The sequence below is a fragment of the Enterobacter cloacae complex sp. I1M genome (genome assembly GCF_014982425.1).
Lineage (GTDB): Bacteria > Pseudomonadota > Gammaproteobacteria > Enterobacterales > Enterobacteriaceae > Enterobacter > Enterobacter intestinihominis.
The window spans coordinates 322,709-338,085 of sequence record NZ_JADCLG010000010.1; the positions used below are offsets into that span (position 1 = coordinate 322,709).

General features: G+C 54.4%; 16 protein-coding genes and 2 tRNA genes. 8 read left to right on the forward strand and 10 right to left on the reverse strand.

The genetic code is table 11. The features are described 5' to 3' along the window. The first annotated feature begins 117 nt into the window (after nucleotides 1-117). From INF86_RS06820 to INF86_RS06830, 3 genes are all read left to right on the forward strand, one after another. Nucleotides 118-194, forward strand: a tRNA-Val gene (locus tag INF86_RS06820). A gap of 4 nt (nucleotides 195-198) precedes the next feature. Then, nucleotides 199-275 (forward strand) — tRNA-Val (locus INF86_RS06825). A 122-nt stretch (nucleotides 276-397) separates the two neighbouring features. Beyond that, on the forward strand, nucleotides 398-1,993 hold the full coding sequence (locus INF86_RS06830; RefSeq protein ID WP_193132053.1) for an FAD-NAD(P)-binding protein: 1,596 nt from the start codon (nucleotides 398-400) through the stop codon (nucleotides 1,991-1,993). A 28-nt stretch (nucleotides 1,994-2,021) separates the two neighbouring features. Here the strand turns inward: INF86_RS06830 and INF86_RS06835 are convergent, their stop codons facing one another. Then, nucleotides 2,022-2,657 carry a carbonic anhydrase gene (locus tag INF86_RS06835; RefSeq protein WP_045309087.1) on the reverse strand — a complete coding sequence of 212 codons (636 nt, stop codon included), beginning with the start codon at nucleotides 2,655-2,657 and terminating at the stop codon, nucleotides 2,022-2,024. 72 nt (nucleotides 2,658-2,729) lie between these two features. Beyond that, complete coding sequence (locus tag INF86_RS06840; protein ID WP_193543366.1) at nucleotides 2,730-3,512, reverse strand: MBL fold metallo-hydrolase; 783 nt, start codon at nucleotides 3,510-3,512, stop codon at nucleotides 2,730-2,732. Between the two features lie 125 nt (nucleotides 3,513-3,637). Between INF86_RS06840 and INF86_RS06845 the strand changes: the two genes are divergently transcribed. Continuing rightward, a complete protein-coding gene (locus INF86_RS06845) occupies nucleotides 3,638-3,778 on the forward strand; it encodes a hypothetical protein (protein WP_003857665.1) in 141 nt (46 codons plus the stop codon). A 56-nt stretch (nucleotides 3,779-3,834) separates the two neighbouring features. On the opposite strand, the gene INF86_RS06850 is transcribed toward INF86_RS06845, so the two are convergent. From INF86_RS06850 to INF86_RS06875, 6 genes are all read right to left on the reverse strand, one after another. Next, a complete protein-coding gene (locus INF86_RS06850; RefSeq protein WP_193543367.1) occupies nucleotides 3,835-5,241 on the reverse strand; it encodes a DUF1996 domain-containing protein in 1,407 nt (468 codons plus the stop codon). Nucleotides 5,242-5,385: 144 nt separating this feature from the next. After that, nucleotides 5,386-5,553: a hypothetical protein gene (locus INF86_RS06855; RefSeq protein ID WP_022647883.1), complete on the reverse strand. Its 168-nt coding sequence runs from the start codon at nucleotides 5,551-5,553 to the stop codon at nucleotides 5,386-5,388. A gap of 117 nt (nucleotides 5,554-5,670) precedes the next feature. Continuing rightward, a complete protein-coding gene (gene fumD / locus INF86_RS06860) occupies nucleotides 5,671-5,880 on the reverse strand; it encodes a fumarate hydratase FumD (protein ID WP_003857676.1) in 210 nt (69 codons plus the stop codon). 108 nt (nucleotides 5,881-5,988) lie between these two features. Further along, nucleotides 5,989-6,801, reverse strand: coding sequence for a MetQ/NlpA family ABC transporter substrate-binding protein (locus INF86_RS06865; RefSeq protein ID WP_023305994.1), 813 nt, complete (start codon nucleotides 6,799-6,801; stop codon nucleotides 5,989-5,991). 23 nt (nucleotides 6,802-6,824) lie between these two features. Beyond that, a complete protein-coding gene (locus INF86_RS06870; protein ID WP_017384621.1) occupies nucleotides 6,825-7,493 on the reverse strand; it encodes a methionine ABC transporter permease in 669 nt (222 codons plus the stop codon). Further along, entirely contained in the window at nucleotides 7,486-8,508 is a 1,023-nt protein-coding gene (locus INF86_RS06875; RefSeq protein WP_023299939.1) for a methionine ABC transporter ATP-binding protein, read from the reverse strand. The genes INF86_RS06870 and INF86_RS06875 overlap by 8 nt, the downstream gene beginning before the upstream one ends. Before the next feature lie 399 nt (nucleotides 8,509-8,907). Between INF86_RS06875 and INF86_RS06880 the strand changes: the two genes are divergently transcribed. The 4 genes from INF86_RS06880 to lpp all read left to right on the forward strand — a co-directional run bounded on the left by INF86_RS06880 (nucleotide 8,908) and on the right by lpp (nucleotide 13,784). Beyond that, nucleotides 8,908-10,278: a cystathionine beta-synthase gene (locus tag INF86_RS06880; protein ID WP_193543368.1), complete on the forward strand. Its 1,371-nt coding sequence runs from the start codon at nucleotides 8,908-8,910 to the stop codon at nucleotides 10,276-10,278. Between the two features lie 12 nt (nucleotides 10,279-10,290). Next, nucleotides 10,291-11,436 (forward strand): PLP-dependent aspartate aminotransferase family protein, encoded by a 1,146-nt coding sequence (locus tag INF86_RS06885; RefSeq protein ID WP_193543369.1) that lies wholly within the window; start codon nucleotides 10,291-10,293, stop codon nucleotides 11,434-11,436. 377 nt (nucleotides 11,437-11,813) lie between these two features. Continuing rightward, nucleotides 11,814-13,235: a pyruvate kinase PykF gene (pykF, locus tag INF86_RS06890; protein WP_015570703.1), complete on the forward strand. Its 1,422-nt coding sequence runs from the start codon at nucleotides 11,814-11,816 to the stop codon at nucleotides 13,233-13,235. Nucleotides 13,236-13,547: 312 nt separating this feature from the next. Beyond that, nucleotides 13,548-13,784, forward strand: a complete 237-nt coding sequence (lpp, locus tag INF86_RS06895; protein ID WP_001082307.1) for a murein lipoprotein Lpp — start codon at nucleotides 13,548-13,550, stop codon at nucleotides 13,782-13,784. A gap of 60 nt (nucleotides 13,785-13,844) precedes the next feature. Here lpp and INF86_RS06900 read toward each other — a convergent pair whose 3' ends face one another. Next, the gene (locus INF86_RS06900; RefSeq protein WP_038415919.1) at nucleotides 13,845-14,858 is read right to left on the reverse strand and encodes a L,D-transpeptidase family protein; all 1,014 of its coding nucleotides are present in this window, start codon (nucleotides 14,856-14,858) and stop codon (nucleotides 13,845-13,847) included. Between the two features lie 97 nt (nucleotides 14,859-14,955). Beyond that, entirely contained in the window at nucleotides 14,956-15,372 is a 417-nt protein-coding gene (gene sufE, locus INF86_RS06905; protein WP_045309081.1) for a cysteine desulfuration protein SufE, read from the reverse strand. Nucleotides 15,373-15,377 lie beyond the last annotated feature (5 nt).

Below are 15,377 nucleotides of genomic sequence, written 5' to 3' on the forward strand. Positions count from 1 at the left end.
TCACTTTGCGCGGTAATGAAGCAATCGCGTGAAATCAGAGAGAAAAATGCATTTTCCCTCTTGCCACCTTGGGGCTGTGCCGCTAATATTCGTCCCCGTTGTCACCGACAACACAATGCGTTCATAGCTCAGTTGGTTAGAGCACCACCTTGACATGGTGGGGGTCGTTGGTTCGAGTCCAATTGAACGCACCATTCTGCGTCCGTAGCTCAGTTGGTTAGAGCACCACCTTGACATGGTGGGGGTCGGTGGTTCGAGTCCACTCGGACGCACCATTTCAGTCCTGAAATGGTGCAAAAATCCTCTTCTGAACGTCTTAATTTTTCCCTTCATTGAATGACTTAACCTTTCTCCTGCTACGCTTATTCTATGGTTCAGAAACGCAGGAACGCTTTCGATGAAAAAAATCGCCATTATCGGCTCAGGCCCAACAGGGATTTACACCTTTTACTCACTTCTTAACAACGCAGCACCGCTGTCGATCACCGTGTTCGAAAAAGCAGACCAACCCGGCGTAGGGATGCCCTACAGCGACGAGGATAACTCCCGGCTGATGCTGGCGAATATCGCCAGTATCGAAATCCCGCCCATTTTTATCACCTACCTCGACTGGCTCAAACAGCAGAGTGAAGCCCATCTTGCCCGCTATAACGTCGACAAAGACAGACTGAATGACCGGCAGTTTCTGCCGCGTATTCTGCTGGGTGAATATTTTCACGACCGCTTTCTCGCCGTCGTTGCCGAGGCGAAAAAGGCTGGGTTTCATATCGAGGTTCATCCCAACGCAGAAGTCACTGATATTAAGGCTGATGCAGACGGCGTGGCCCTATCAGTGAACGATGCCCCTTTCTCAAGGCGGTTTGATCTTGCAGTGGTCGCCACCGGTCACGTCTGGCCTGATGAAGATGAATCCACCCGCGACTATTTCCCAAGCCCATGGTCAGGGCTGATGGACGCGGATATCCGAGCCTGTGAGGTGGGGATTATGGGTACCTCCCTCAGCGGACTGGACGCTGCTATGGCGGTAGTAATGCAGCATGGTCGGTTTAGCGGGGAGCAGTTCGTTGTCAATAAAGGTAGTGAGGGGCTAAACATCACGCTGATGTCCCGCTCGGGCGTTCTTCCGGAGGCCGACTTTTACTGCCCTATCCCTTATGAACCGCTGTCGGTGTTAACGGAGTCTGTGGCAGAAAGCGAAATTGCCAAAGGCCCTGACGGGCTGCTTGACCGCATCTTTGCGCTGATGGTGAAAGAGCTTGAGCTGGCCGATCCGCGCTGGTGCCAGGCGATAGCGATCGGCACGCTGAATGCTGACACGCTTCGTGATGTCTGGTTTGAGGATCGTAAAAAGCATGGTCCTTTCACCTGGGCCGAAGCGAATCTGAAAGAAGTGGAGCGCAACAAGTGCGAGAAACGCACCGTTGCCTGGCGCTATACCGTGCTTCGTCTGCATGAAGTAGTTCAGGCCATTGTCCCTTCACTCAATGAACGTGACAGAGAACGGTTTAAATCCGGGCTGGAGCGTGTGTTTATTGATAACTATGCCGCCATTCCACCGCAGTCTATCCGCCGGTTACTGGCACTGCGCGAGGCAGGGATCATTAGCGTAGTCGCACTCGGTGATGATTACGCCCTGGATATCGGCAGCGATCAGACCGTCATCACCACGAAAGAAAAGCGTTATCGCTTCGACGTCTTTATCGATGCCCGCGGGCAGAAACCGCTCAGAAATAAGGATATTCCCTTCCCGACGCTGCGCAAACAGCTTGAGGAAACGGGGGATGAGATACCGGACGTGGGGGAAGACTACACGTTGCTGTCACCTGCGTCTCTGCGCGGACGTATCGCTTTTGGGGCGATCCCCTGGCTGATGCACGATCATCCGTTTGTTCAGGGTTTGTCTGAGTGCGCTGAAATTGGTAAAGCGATGGCGAAAGCGGCGGGGAATCCTGCGTCGGGCGTGCGACGAAAATTACCTTTCATGGAGTTTTAACAGGGCTTCCCTGCCCTGCGGTGTCGGATTACTCGAAGAAGACTTCCGGGTTTTCCGACAACGACACGAAGGTTTTAGTGTTCTTGTCCAGGGCAAGGATTTTGCCGCTTTCGATGTCATACACCCAGCCGTGCAGGCGAATGGCGTTGTTGCGCAGGCCTACCGCCACCGACGGATGGGTCTTGATGTTGCTCAGCTGAGCAAAGACGTTCTCCTGCACCATCGCATTCACTTTATCGATTGGCTGATCCCAGGTTTTCTTCTCAACCACCGCTTTTGCCGCATCAGAATAGCGCAGCCAGTGGGAAACGGCTGGCATCGGCTCCAGATCGGCGTTGTCAGCAATCGCCTTCATCGCGCCGCAGTTGGAGTGGCCGCAAATAACAATATCGGTCACGCCAAGGGCCACTACCGCGTATTCGATGGTTGCAGAGACACCGCCAGGCTCCGGCCCGAACGGTGGCACAATGTTGCCCGCGTTTCGAATGACAAAGAGCTGTCCTGGCTCCTGCTGCGTGACCAGTTCCGGAACCAGACGGCTGTCGGAGCAGGAGATAAACAGCGCTTTGGGATTCTGACTGGACGCTAAACTACGAAAAAGCTCTTTACGTTGCGGGAAAATCTCTTTTTGAAAGCTGAGAAAACCTTCAATGATATGTTGCATAGCCATTTCTCTTTAATCTGTTTTAGTTTAGGTATGATCGCGATCACACTCGTAAAATTTAACCACCGTGCCTTAGCGGAGACAAGCAATATATTTCTGGCCCGACCGCTGCACAATCTCATCTGCGTTCGCCGGGATGTTTTGCCCTTCAAAGGCCCCGTACAGTCGCTGGTACGTTTTCCCGGTCAGTCGACCGATCACCGATTCAACGGTGCGGGCAGGCAGCGGCAGCATATTCGGATAACTCCACATAAACGACACGGCGTCCTTACCAGGCGTAACCTGCAAAATATCACCGGCCAGCAGAACGCCGTCGCCTGACTGCCAGTGCAGCACCGTGCCGCCTGCAAAATGTCCGCCCAGACGCAGCAGCGTCACCGACGGCAAAATCTCCAGGGCGTCATCCTCCCAGAAGCGTATCGCCGGACTGTCACGCATCACCCACTGCCGATCGCTGGCTTGCAGGTAGATCGGCGCGTTAAACGCGGCGGCCCACTCCTGCATGGTGGTGTAGTAATGCGGGTGCGAAATCGCGATCGCGCTGATGCCCCCGAGCGCGTCAACTAACGCTCTGGTCGCCGGATCGAGGTTGGCGATGCAGTCCCACAGAACATTGCCCTGCGGCGTACTCAGCAGAAGCGCCCGCTGGTTGATGGCAAAAGCGGGAACGGTTTTGATGCTGAACAGCCGCGGCTCCAGCTGTTGCCATTTGTTGGTGTGCGTGGTCGTAAGGCTGTCGAAGTCCGTCCATGCCTGGCCCGTCACCGGGACATACTGGCGCTCATCGTCGCAAATCGGGCAGTTTTTGGGCTGTTCATCGTAAGCGGTACCGCAGGTTTTACAGAGTGTAATCATCGGCTTTCCTCAGCAATAAAGCACTGAGTATGGCAAGGATTATCCATATGTGCTGAGGGGTGCCTGGCCCGCTTTTTTTGACTTATACTGTGCCAGTATCAAAAACTGAATAACGCAGGTGGCACATGGAAATTGATCTCGATAACTTAGTCTTTAACGGGCTGGATGAAGCAGAAGAGCGCAACGCGGAACGTCTCGACGATGCGGATAAAAAAGCCCAGGCGATTGTCGCCGATGACGACTGCGGCGATGCCTGCAAGATCTGAATACAGAGCACCGGCCATGCCGGTGCTTTTTTTATGAATACATTTGCTACCCGCTATCAGATCTCCGGCGTTTTGCTAAACCCGGTCAGCATCAGGATCAGGCTTTGTTGAGATGACCCCGTCTCAAACTGATAGTGGTTTCCCTGACGATCGCCGCCGATATACCACGAAATTTCAGTTTTCCCTTCTGCCAGCGCCTTGCGTACCGCTTTATCGACATCCACCATCCGGTATTCGCGGGAGTGGTTCAGGTAAAGCACCGCATCCGAGCGATAGTTGCAGGGCGGCCGTAAATGCCAGCTCACGGTGGCCGGATCCCAGTCGTTGCTCGCCGGATAGAAGAAGATTTGATCCGCACCGTTGGTTTCCACTTTCCCGCCATAAATTCTCACGCGGTATTTAAACTGGGCAGGATCCTGTCCGGCAGGCAGCGGAGGAATGTTGAACTTCACCAGCGACAATGTTTCGCTGTTTTTCGTGCGTCCACCGTTCTTCCAGTTATCCTGCACCAGTAAGACCTGGGGATCGGGTTGTGAAAGTGCGGGTTCCATGCTGCTGAGCCAGACGTTGGCCTTCGCTTTTGAATAACCATACGGCACGGTGGTGCCGCAATCCATTCCGCGGTTCATGCACAGGTCGGTCATAAAGCGCGCGGCATCTTCCGTCCAGCCGTTCATGAAGTCAGCATGCGCCGTATACAGGCTCCCCCATCGCTCTTCACGTTCACTGCCATGCATGGTGGGGTCGAGGGAAAGCTGGACTTTACTGGTATCCAGAGAGCTAATTGTCGGAAGCACGTACGCAATATTCATGTTCACCGTCGGGATCTTCACCGGGAAGGCGGACGGACACTGTCCTTTCGTATCGTAGGTGGCGTTAGCCAGGCCGTGGGCGGGCTTCAGGTTGACCCCGTCCCAGCAGTTCGGGAACTGAATGCCGATATTAAACTGCACGGCATCCTTCGCCTTGCGTAAGCCGCAGACTTCACCCGTTCTGGTGGTGTAGCCCTTGCCGTTGGCGCATAAAAAGGTGATATGTGGATTTGGCGCGGTGCCGTGATGATCGCCCGCCAGCAGCGACAGCCCCGCCGGGAACGGGTGCAGCGGCCAGGCGTCAACGTTCGATGCCTGATAATAGGTTTTTTGATAGGCGGGTTTGACCACCGTTCCGTCCAGTAATTTTAGCGACGGAGCCCAGTAGGCCGAGCTGTCTGCTTTGTTATCGCAGGTGGTCTTTTCCTGGGTACGCAGCGATTCACGGCTGGAGTAAGCATCCGTTTGCACGTTACCAAAAAAATCGTGCAGCATGGCCTCGTTGGGCATGCCGTACATCATAATGGCATCATCGCCGAGGGTATGGGAATAACTGCATACAACATGCGCCTGTGGACCAGCGTGTGCCGCCTGCATGGCAAGCAATAGCACGGTGGCAGAAAGCGCGGGGGTTAATACTGTCCGTTTCATTATCATCTCCATCTGAGAAAGGAGATAGTGGTAACAAAACGGCTATCGTTTACCGAGGATTAGCCAGGGCATTTTTCCCTTCATTCTCACTTTACACGCATCACGCACAGCTCATTCCAGTACATTTCGCGCGTCCGGCGAAGTTCAGCGTGACGTTTTAACATAGAACCACTCCGGGTCGATGTTGGCTACGTCCACGCCATAGAGGCTGGCGACAGGCAGTATTGACTCAAGAACACGTTGCGCGCTGTTCTCCGCATTCGCTGGTCGGGGCGCAAAAAACCGCCGTAACGTGCTTATCCATTTTTTCATCGTCATTACCCTTCTCGCTTAACCTGGACTCAGTTAAACACGCCTTCATCATGAAGAGGAAATAACAATAATGACTGTTGATATGCGGGATCTGAAAAACTCGCGAGACGCTTCGTCCTAACCGGCCAGCGCTTTAACCACCGTTTCCATCGCTTTGGTGGTCAACTCACTGCGCTTAACGCGCTGGTTCGCCAGCGCGGTACGCAGTACCCCGGCAATCACGATATGCTTGGGCTCCTGCCCTAAGTCACGCATCTCCAGAACGACCTTGCCTACCACCCGACACATCTCCTGGTACAGCGCTTCGTCTTTGGTCACATTGCCCATTGCCATCACTCCGTTGCCCTAAACCGTCAGCTTAAATCATTCGTCGGCTGGATACAAAAAAGAAGCCCGGCGTGTTGTTCGCCGGGCTTCGTCTGGAAAATCAGGCGATTAGTTGTTTACCGGGATGACCGCGCCTTTGTATTTGGTGCGGATCCAGTCCTGAATCTCTTTGGAGTGCAGCACGTTCACCAGCGCGACGATATCCTTCTTCTTCTCATCACCGCGATGAACGGTAATGATGTTGGCGTACGGGTTATTCTCACCGCTTTCAACCGCAATTGGATCGTGGACCGGATCCAGACCAGCATCAATTGCGTAGTTGGCGTTGATCACCACCGCAGCACCTTCGTCGTTGTTGTACATCTGCGGCAGCAGAGATGCCTCGACGTTAGGGGTGAATTGCAGCTTTTTCGGGTTCTCCACAATATCGCTGATGCGCGCGGTCACTTTATCGATGCCTGGCTTCAGTTTGATCACGCCCTCTTTTTCGAAGATGGAGAGAATACGCCCTTCCTCGGAAACCGCATCACGCATGATGATTTTGCCGCCTTCCGGCAGATCCTTCAGCGATTTGTATTTTTTTGAATAGATACCGATCGGCTCAATGTGGATTGCGCCTGCACTGACAAAATCATAATCCTTATCGCCCGCATGATCTTTAAGCACGCTGTTCAGGTAAGGGATGTGCTGGAAATAGTTGGCATCAATGTCATGCCCTGCCAGCGCCGTGTTTGGCAGAATGTAGTCCTGGAACGGTTTAATCTCCAGTTCAATACCCTGCTTCGCCAGAATCGGCTTAGCCTGCTCCAGAATTTCCGCGTGCGGGGTGTTGGACGCCCCCACGGTGAGCGTGTCCGCCCAGGAGGCAAAGCTCAGGGCGCTCAGGGTGGCTGCGGCGATCAGTGTCAGTGTCTTTTTCATGATGTGGTTCCTGTGTGTATTTATTAGCGTTTATCTAACAGTGAAGTAATGGCATCGCCGCAGAACTGGATAATGAACACGATGATCAGAATGGTCACCGTTGCCACCAGCGTGACGTCACCATGGTTGCGCTGGAATCCTTCCAGATAAGCCAGATTTCCCAAACCGCCGGCACCTATCACCCCCGCCATTGCGCTGTAGCTCACCAGCGCAATCAGCGTCACCGTCATACCTGAAACCAGTGCGGGTGAAGATTCCGGCAGTAAAACCCGAAACACTAACGTGCTCAGCCGCGCGCCCATCGAACGCGTGGCTTCAATTACCCCTTTATCCACTTCCCGCAGGGCAATCTCGACCAGACGGGCGTAGAACGGCGCGGCGCCCACAATCAGGGCGGGCAGCGCAGCGTTAGCGCCGAGAATGGTCCCCACAACGGTCTTGGTGAACGGGATCAGCAGAACAATGAGAATGATGAACGGAATCGAGCGGAACACGTTCACCACAATCGACATCACGCTGTAGACCGTGCGGTTGTGGAATAACCCGCCGCGGGCGGTTAAAAACAGCGCCAGACCGAGCGCGATCCCCAGAACAAACGTCGCCACGCCGGAAAGCGCGGTCATGTAGAGCGTCTCCTGGGTTGCAGCCCAAAGCTGATCCCACTTCAGGTGCGGAAAGAGTTCTTCAGCCATGCTTGATTACCTCGCCTTCAATATCGCTTTGCTTCAGGTCGGCGAGGATATTGTTCAGTTGTTCATCCGATGCCACCACGTGCACCCAGAGCTGCCCGAAAACACCGTGGGCGGTTTGCGTCATTTTGCCGTGCAGGATGTTAAACGGCAGGCCGTAGCGCAGGGTCAGTTCACCGACGATCGGCCTGTGCGTGCTGTGCCCGGTGAAGGTGAGCTTGATGACCGCGCCCTCCAGCTCATTTGCCAGTTCGGTATTGAAGGTCTCTTCCTCCGCGTACTGGCTCACCTGGCGGACAAACTGCCGGGTGATCGGCTGCTGAGGATGCGTAAACACGCTGAGTACCTCCCCCTCTTCCACCACCTTGCCGTTCTCCATTACCGCCACGCGGTCGCAGATTTTGCGCACCACGTGCATCTCATGCGTAATGAGTACGATGGTCAGGTTAAAACGACGGTTAATGTCCAGGAGCAGATCGAGGATCTGATCGGTGGTCTGCGGATCCAGCGCCGAGGTGGCTTCGTCACACAGCAGTACGTCCGGATGATTGGCCAGCGCGCGGGCAATGCCCACACGCTGTTTTTGCCCGCCGCTCAGCTGCGACGGGTAGGCATTCTCGCGCCCCTTCAGGCCGACCAGCTCCACCAGCTCGGCAACGCGAGCCTGGATTTGCGCTTTTGGCACACCGGCAATTTGCATTGAAAAGGCGATGTTTTCCTTCACCGTGCGCGACCAGAGCAGATTAAAGTGCTGGAACACCATGCTGATTTTCAGGCGTGCCTGACGCAGCGCTTCTCCCTTCGCGGCGGATATATCCTGACCGTTAATGGTGACGCTGCCGGCGCTGGGCTTTTCCAGACCGTTCAGCAGACGGATAAGCGTACTTTTCCCGGCCCCGCTGTAACCAATGATCCCGTAAATCTGTCCCTGCTCTATCGTCAAGTTGACGTTATCAACGGCTGTCAGCGCCAGCTTCCCGTTGTCAAAAACCTTCGAAATATTACTGAGTACGATCATTCTTATTCGTTATCCGTTACGCATATAGCGGTTTAGCAGTATGGATGTCCAAAAGATAGTAAACAGCCGTTATCAGCTTTTAAATGACCAAAAAAGAATTTCTTATAATGCGGCGGAATAAGCAGCGAACTGGCGGGTGAAAAGCATTTAGATGAATATCTGCAATAATTATCTGCCTTTTGCATATCAGGTCTCATTCATCCGACGAAATTGGTTAATTTTTCAGCACTATGTGCTGATATAGCCATCCTCACATCCGGACTACTTTACGTCTTGCTGTCTTTCCACCCAAAAACATAAGGATTATTCCTTTCTGTTCTAAAACCCAGTGAAACGTTCTTTATTGAGAAAATTTCATGGTCCTATCATCCGGTCATCACCTCTTCACAGGACATGACCATGACGCTTTACCACTCCGTCACCGAACTAATTGGCCATACGCCACTCATCCAGCTGCACAAGCTGGATACCGGCCCCTGCTCGCTGTTTCTGAAGCTGGAAAATCAGAATCCAGGCGGCTCGATTAAAGACCGCGTCGCGCTGTCGATGATTAACGAAGCCGAGCGTACGGGCCAGCTACGGCCCGGCGGCACCATTATTGAAGCCACGGCGGGGAACACCGGTCTGGGGCTGGCGTTGATTGCGGCGCAGAAGGGCTACTCGCTGATTCTGGTGGTGCCGGACAAAATGAGCCGCGAGAAGATTTTCCACCTGCGGGCGTTAGGGGCGCAGGTCGTGCTGACCCGCTCGGATGTGAATAAAGGGCATCCGGCCTACTACCAGGATTATGCCCGGCGGCTGGCGAATGAACTGCCAGGCGCGTTTTATATCGACCAGTTCAATAACGCAGCCAATCCGCTGGCGCACCGCACCACTACCGCACCGGAACTGTTTGAACAGCTTGACGGCCAGATCGATGCCATCGTCGTCGGCGTAGGGTCCGGCGGTACGCTGGGGGGCTTACAGGCGTGGTTTGCAGAACATTCGCCGCAGACGGAATTTGTGCTTGCCGATCCGGCCGGGTCGGTGCTGGCGGACCAGGTTGAGACCGGACGCCATCACGATGCCGGATCGTGGCTGGTTGAGGGGATTGGCGAAGACTTTATCCCTCCGCTGGCGCACATCGAAGGGGTTAACCGCGCCTGGCGCATTACCGATCGCGAGGCGTTCACCACCGCCCGCGATCTGCTAAAAACGGAAGGGATCCTGGCAGGCTCCTCCACCGGCACGCTGCTGGCGGCGGCGCTGAAATATTGCCAGGCGCAGACTACGCCAAAACGTGTGGTCACCTTCGCCTGCGACAGCGGCAATAAATACCTCTCGAAGATGTTCAACGACGACTGGATGCGCCAGCAGGGGTTGATTTCGCGTCCGCAGGCAGGCGATCTCTCGGACTATATTGCCCTGCGCCACGATGAAGGCGCGACGGTGACTGCCGCCCCGGACGACACGCTTTCCACCGTGCTGGCCCGCATGCGCCTGTACGACATCTCCCAGCTGCCGGTGCTCGATAACAACAAGGTCGTCGGCATCATCGACGAGTGGGACCTGCTGCGGCACATCGGGGGAGATGCCGATCGCTTCTCTCTCCCCATGACGGCGGCCATGACGCGTCAGGTCGAATATCTGGATAAGCAGGCCCCGGAGAGCGCCCTGTACACCATCTTTGACCGTGGCCTGGTGGCGATTATTTATGACGAAGACCGCTTTCTGGGTCTGATCACACGCAGTGACGTACTCACCACCTGGCGTAACCGCCTGACGAAATAAAAGGAGCAAAAGATGAAAAACCTGGCCACCCTCAGCGTTCACAGCGGTGAGTATTACGACACGCACGGCGCCGTGATGCCGCCAATTTACGCCACGTCGACGTTTGCGCAACCGGCACCGGGTGAACATACCGGCTACGAATACTCCCGGAGCGGCAACCCAACCCGCCATGCGCTGGAGACCGCCATCGCCGAACTGGAAGGCGGCACGCGCGGGTACGCCTTCGCGTCAGGGCTGGCGGCCATTTCCACCGTGCTCGAACTGCTGGATAAAGACAGCCATATCGTTGCCATTGACGACGTGTATGGCGGTACGTATCGCCTGATCGAAAACGTGCGCAAGCGCAGCACCGGGTTACAGGTGAGCTGGGTTAAGCCGGACGATGTAGCCGGACTTGAGGCCGCCATTCGCCCGAACACCCGCATGATCTGGGTGGAAACGCCGACGAACCCGCTGCTGAAACTGGCCGACCTGGAGGCCATCGCAGACATTGCCCGGCGCCATAATGCGATCAGCGTGGCGGATAATACCTTCGCCTCCCCGGTCATTCACCGGCCGCTGGAGGTGGGGTTCGACATTGTGGTTCACTCCGCCACCAAATATCTTAACGGTCATTCAGACGTGGTTGCCGGGCTGGCTGTTGTCGGGGCAAATAAGGATCTCGCGGAGCGTCTGGGCTATCTGCAAAACGCGGTTGGCGGCGTTCTGGATCCGTTCAGCAGCTTCCTGACGCTACGGGGGATTCGCACCCTCGCCCTGCGCGTTGAGAAGCACAGCGCCAACGCGCTGGCGATTGCGCAATGGCTGGAGCAGCATCCGCAGGTAGAGAGCGTGCTCTATCCCGGGCTGGAGTCACACCCCCAGTATGCGCTTGCCCGCAGACAAATGGCGCTGCCGGGCGGCATGATCTCCGTTGTGATTAAAGGCGATGCGCAACGCGCGACAGAGGTGATTCGTCATCTTACGCTCTTTACCCTGGCGGAAAGCCTGGGCGGGGTGGAGAGTCTGGTGAGCCAGCCCTACAGCATGACCCACGCCTCCATTCCACTGGCGCAGCGTCTTGCAAACGGCATTGTGCCGCAGCTGATACGCCTGTCGGTGGGGATTGAGGATGCGGAGGATCTGATCGCCGACCTTCAACAGGCGCTGGAAAAGTGAGCAAAAAACGGCGGGCGTTGCGCCTGCCGTCATAAGATGACATTAGGCCTTAACGCCTTGATAACAAACTTATGTGAATCTGCACAGATTGTTTTTGAAACGCTGTTTCCATTTTCCTTTTTACTGTGAATCAGCGTATAATGCGCGCCAAATCCCTGGTGAATGGTTTCAGCGCTTGGAATACAAAAAACAACGTACAACTTCTCCTCTCATTCGTTGGGCTGGCACTCAGGCACACTTTCTTCTGCACGCTCATTTGATGTCACCTATTCTTAGTGCGTGTCATATACTCTTTCGCAACACAGGTTTGACTCCGCGGCGGTGCGCCCCCGGAGCGAGATTTCCATATCCTTCCCAACTTAAAGACTAAGACTGTCATGAAAAAGACGAAAATTGTTTGTACTATCGGCCCGAAAACCGAATCCGAAGAGATGCTGAGCAAAATGCTGGATGCCGGCATGAACGTGATGCGTCTGAACTTCTCCCACGGCGACTATGCTGAACACGGTCAGCGTATTCAGAACTTGCGCAACGTGATGAGCAAGACCGGGAAAAAAGCGGCAATCCTGCTCGACACCAAAGGTCCTGAAATCCGCACCATCAAACTGGAAGGCGGTAACGACGTTTCCCTGAAAGCGGGCCAGACCTTCACCTTCACCACCGACAAATCCGTTGTAGGTAATAACGAAATCGTTGCCGTGACCTACGAAGGCTTCACCAGCGATCTGTCCGTTGGCAACACCGTGCTGGTAGATGACGGCCTGATCGGCATGGAAGTGACCGCGATTGAAGGTAACAAGGTTATCTGTAAAGTGCTGAACAACGGCGATCTGGGCGAAAACAAAGGCGTTAACCTGCCGGGTGTGTCCATTGCTCTGCCAGCGCTGGCTGAAAAAGACAAACAAGACCTGATCTTCGGCTGCGAACAAGGTGTGGACTTCGTTGCGGCGTCCTTCATCCGTAAACGTTCTGACGTGGTTGAGATCCGTGAGCACCTGAAAGCGCACGGCGGTGAGAACATTCAGATCATCTCCAAGATCGAAAACCAGGAAGGCCTGAACAACTTCGACGAAATCCTTGAAGCGTCTGACGGTATCATGGTAGCGCGTGGCGACCTGGGCGTAGAAATCCCGGTTGAAGAAGTGATCTTCGCGCAGAAGATGATGATCGAGAAATGCGTTCGCGCGCGTAAAGTGGTTATCACCGCAACGCAGATGCTGGACTCCATGATCAAAAACCCACGCCCTACCCGTGCTGAAGCCGGCGACGTGGCGAACGCCATCCTCGACGGTACCGATGCCGTTATGCTGTCTGGCGAATCTGCAAAAGGGAAATACCCTCTGGAAGCGGTCGGCATCATGGCGACCATCTGTGAGCGTACCGACCGCGTGATGAAAAGCCGTCTGGATTACAACAACGACAGCCGTAAACTGCGCATCACCGAAGCCGTGTGCCGTGGTGCGGTAGAAACCGCCGAGAAACTGGAAGCCCCACTGATTGTCGTGGCGACCCAGGGCGGTAAATCTGCGCGTGCCGTGCGTAAATACTTCCCGGATGCGACCATTCTGGCGCTGACCACCAACGAAACCACCGCGCGTCAGCTGGTGCTGAGCAAAGGCGTGATCCCACACCTGGTGAAAGAGATTGCCTCTACCGATGATTTCTATCGTCTGGGTAAAGAAGTGGCTCTGGAACTGGTTGATTGTGGCCTGGCTCAGAAAGGCGACGTGGTGGTTATGGTTTCTGGTGCACTGGTACCAAGCGGTACAACCAACACTGCATCTGTCCACGTACTGTAATATTTCACGAACAAATTATTGTTTTGTTAAAAAGCGTCCTTCGGGGCGCTTTTTTTATTCCCGCCATTAACCAGAACTATTCAAAAAGCAAATCGGGTTTTTCTATTTAATCGCGATTTATCTAAGATGAATCCGATGAAAAATGCCTTTTTTAACATAGCTTTTTCGTCAAAATTGCCGATTTCGTTGCTTCTTTGAGCGAACGATCAAAAATAGGCGTAATCCCATCAAAAAAATATTCTCAACCCAAAAAACTTTGTGTAATACTTGTAACGCTACATGGAGATTAACTCAATCTAGAGGGTATTAATAATGAATCGTACTAAACTGGTACTGGGCGCGGTAATCCTGGGTTCTACTCTGCTGGCAGGTTGCTCCAGCAACGCTAAAATCGATCAGCTGTCTTCTGACGTTCAGACTCTGAACGCTAAAGTTGACCAGCTGAGCAACGACGTGAACGCAATGCGTTCCGACGTTCAGGCTGCTAAAGACGACGCAGCTCGCGCTAACCAGCGTCTGGACAACCAGGCTACTAAATACCGTAAGTAATAGTACCTGTTAATAAAATGGCGCACATTGTGCGCCATTTTTTTTGCCTTCGTCAAACCTCTACTGAAGCGCTTTCTCTCCCTCGCCTTCCGTCACCGCCGCTGAGACACGACTGTTCTGAACCGACAGGACAGAATTGCTGGCTGACGAACCATTGCCTGCTGAAACGGCAACCGGGATCCCGGCTCTGCGCGCCAGAGCTTTGTCGATTAGCGTTTTATCGCTACCTGATTCCGCTGCGAAGGCGGTAAACGCCGCAGAGTGCGTGAACGGCACCGTCTGTGGGTTTTCGCCCTCAGCCTGCGCCAGCGGCCTGTGCACCTCGATATAACGTTTGCCGTCCGGCTCGACGGAGAACTTCACCGGCTCATTGATAATCTGCACCCGCGTGCCGACGCGCACTTGTTCAAACAACGCTTTGATATCCGGCGCGTTCATTCGCATACAGCCCGAGCTGACCCGCAGCCCTACGCTGTCCGGCGCGCTGGTGCCATGAATAAGATATTCCCCATTCCCGATGCCCAGACGCAGCGCAAAGCGCCCCAGCGGGTTATTTGGCCCTGCGGGTACCACAGGCGGCAGTTTAATGCCCTGCGCCAGTGAGCGCGCTCTGATGCCCGCTGTGGGGGTCCAGGTAGGGTTAGGGATTTTCTGACTCACACGGGTGGTGCTGACCGGTGTTTCCAGCCCAAGCTGACCAATACCCAGCGGATAGACCTGCACGATATTTTCGCCAGGCGGATAGAAGTAAAGACGCAGCTCCGCCAGATTCACCACAATGCCCTCACGCTCGGTGTCCGGGAGCAGCATCTGGGAAGGAATGGTAATGACCGTTCCTGGCGCAGGGTTTACCGGTGCAATGGTATTATTGGTTTCAAGGATAAGCTGTGCGGCGGTATTAAACCGACGAGCGATAGCCTGGAGCTTATTGTCGCCTTCCTGAATGGTGTATGTCTGATTTTGCCCAATCAGGCGGCTGCCTGCGGGCGGTAAAGGATAATCAACCGCTCTGGCTGAATTAACAGCACTGAGCGAACCAAGGAGTAATAGAGTTATTAGAGACGCGCGCTTCATGCTGAGATTCCTTATTCACTGACCAAACGTCAGAAAGCTGAAAAACCAGCGAGGTGGAAACCACCCCGCGAAACAGAATGAATGCTGTTCTGTCAGTTTAGCTAAGGATTGTGGCTTTGGCGCGTATGGCGCGGATCATCGCTTCCAGTCCCTGGGAGCGGGACGGGGTGAGGTGTTGGGTTAAGGCCATTTTTTCAAACCACGGGCGAACGTCAAAGGCGACAATATCCTGCGCCGACATCTGGTGATAAAGAATAAATACGACGGCAATAAGCCCCTTCACAATGGCGGCATCGCTGTCACCCTGTAAATCGATTACGCCATCATCCGTCTGCTGCATCTGGATCCAGACCTGGCTCTGGCAGCCCTGAATGATGTTGTCCGGGTTATGCGCCTCTTCGCTGAGCGGCGGCAGGCGCTGACCTAGCTCGATAATATAAAGGTATTTCTCTTCCCAGTTTGCGCAACGCCCAAAGTTACGCAGCAATTTATCTCTGTCCGGCAAATCTGCCATCTCTC

Bases quoted from the DNA above. Each gene is read 5' to 3' on its own strand.
- INF86_RS06865 (WP_023305994.1), bottom strand. From the start codon at position 6,801: ATGAAAAAGACACTGACACTGATCGCCGCAGCCACCCTGAGCGCCCTG.
- INF86_RS06900 (WP_038415919.1), bottom strand. From the start codon at position 14,858: ATGAAGCGCGCGTCTCTAATAACTCTATTACTCCTTGGTTCGCTCAGT.
- lpp (WP_001082307.1), top strand. From the start codon at position 13,548: ATGAATCGTACTAAACTGGTACTGGGCGCGGTAATCCTGGGTTCTACT.
- INF86_RS06885 (WP_193543369.1), top strand. From the start codon at position 10,291: ATGAAAAACCTGGCCACCCTCAGCGTTCACAGCGGTGAGTATTACGAC.
- INF86_RS06870 (WP_017384621.1), bottom strand. From the start codon at position 7,493: ATGGCTGAAGAACTCTTTCCGCACCTGAAGTGGGATCAGCTTTGGGCT.
- INF86_RS06855 (WP_022647883.1), bottom strand. From the start codon at position 5,553: ATGAAAAAATGGATAAGCACGTTACGGCGGTTTTTTGCGCCCCGACCA.
- INF86_RS06845 (WP_003857665.1), top strand. From the start codon at position 3,638: ATGGAAATTGATCTCGATAACTTAGTCTTTAACGGGCTGGATGAAGCA.
- fumD (WP_003857676.1), bottom strand. From the start codon at position 5,880: ATGGGCAATGTGACCAAAGACGAAGCGCTGTACCAGGAGATGTGTCGG.
- INF86_RS06880 (WP_193543368.1), top strand. From the start codon at position 8,908: ATGACGCTTTACCACTCCGTCACCGAACTAATTGGCCATACGCCACTC.
- INF86_RS06875 (WP_023299939.1), bottom strand. From the start codon at position 8,508: ATGATCGTACTCAGTAATATTTCGAAGGTTTTTGACAACGGGAAGCTG.
- INF86_RS06840 (WP_193543366.1), bottom strand. From the start codon at position 3,512: ATGATTACACTCTGTAAAACCTGCGGTACCGCTTACGATGAACAGCCC.
- pykF (WP_015570703.1), top strand. From the start codon at position 11,814: ATGAAAAAGACGAAAATTGTTTGTACTATCGGCCCGAAAACCGAATCC.
- INF86_RS06850 (WP_193543367.1), bottom strand. From the start codon at position 5,241: ATGAAACGGACAGTATTAACCCCCGCGCTTTCTGCCACCGTGCTATTG.
- sufE (WP_045309081.1), bottom strand. From the start codon at position 15,372: ATGGCAGATTTGCCGGACAGAGATAAATTGCTGCGTAACTTTGGGCGT.
- INF86_RS06830 (WP_193132053.1), top strand. From the start codon at position 398: ATGAAAAAAATCGCCATTATCGGCTCAGGCCCAACAGGGATTTACACC.
- INF86_RS06835 (WP_045309087.1), bottom strand. From the start codon at position 2,657: ATGCAACATATCATTGAAGGTTTTCTCAGCTTTCAAAAAGAGATTTTC.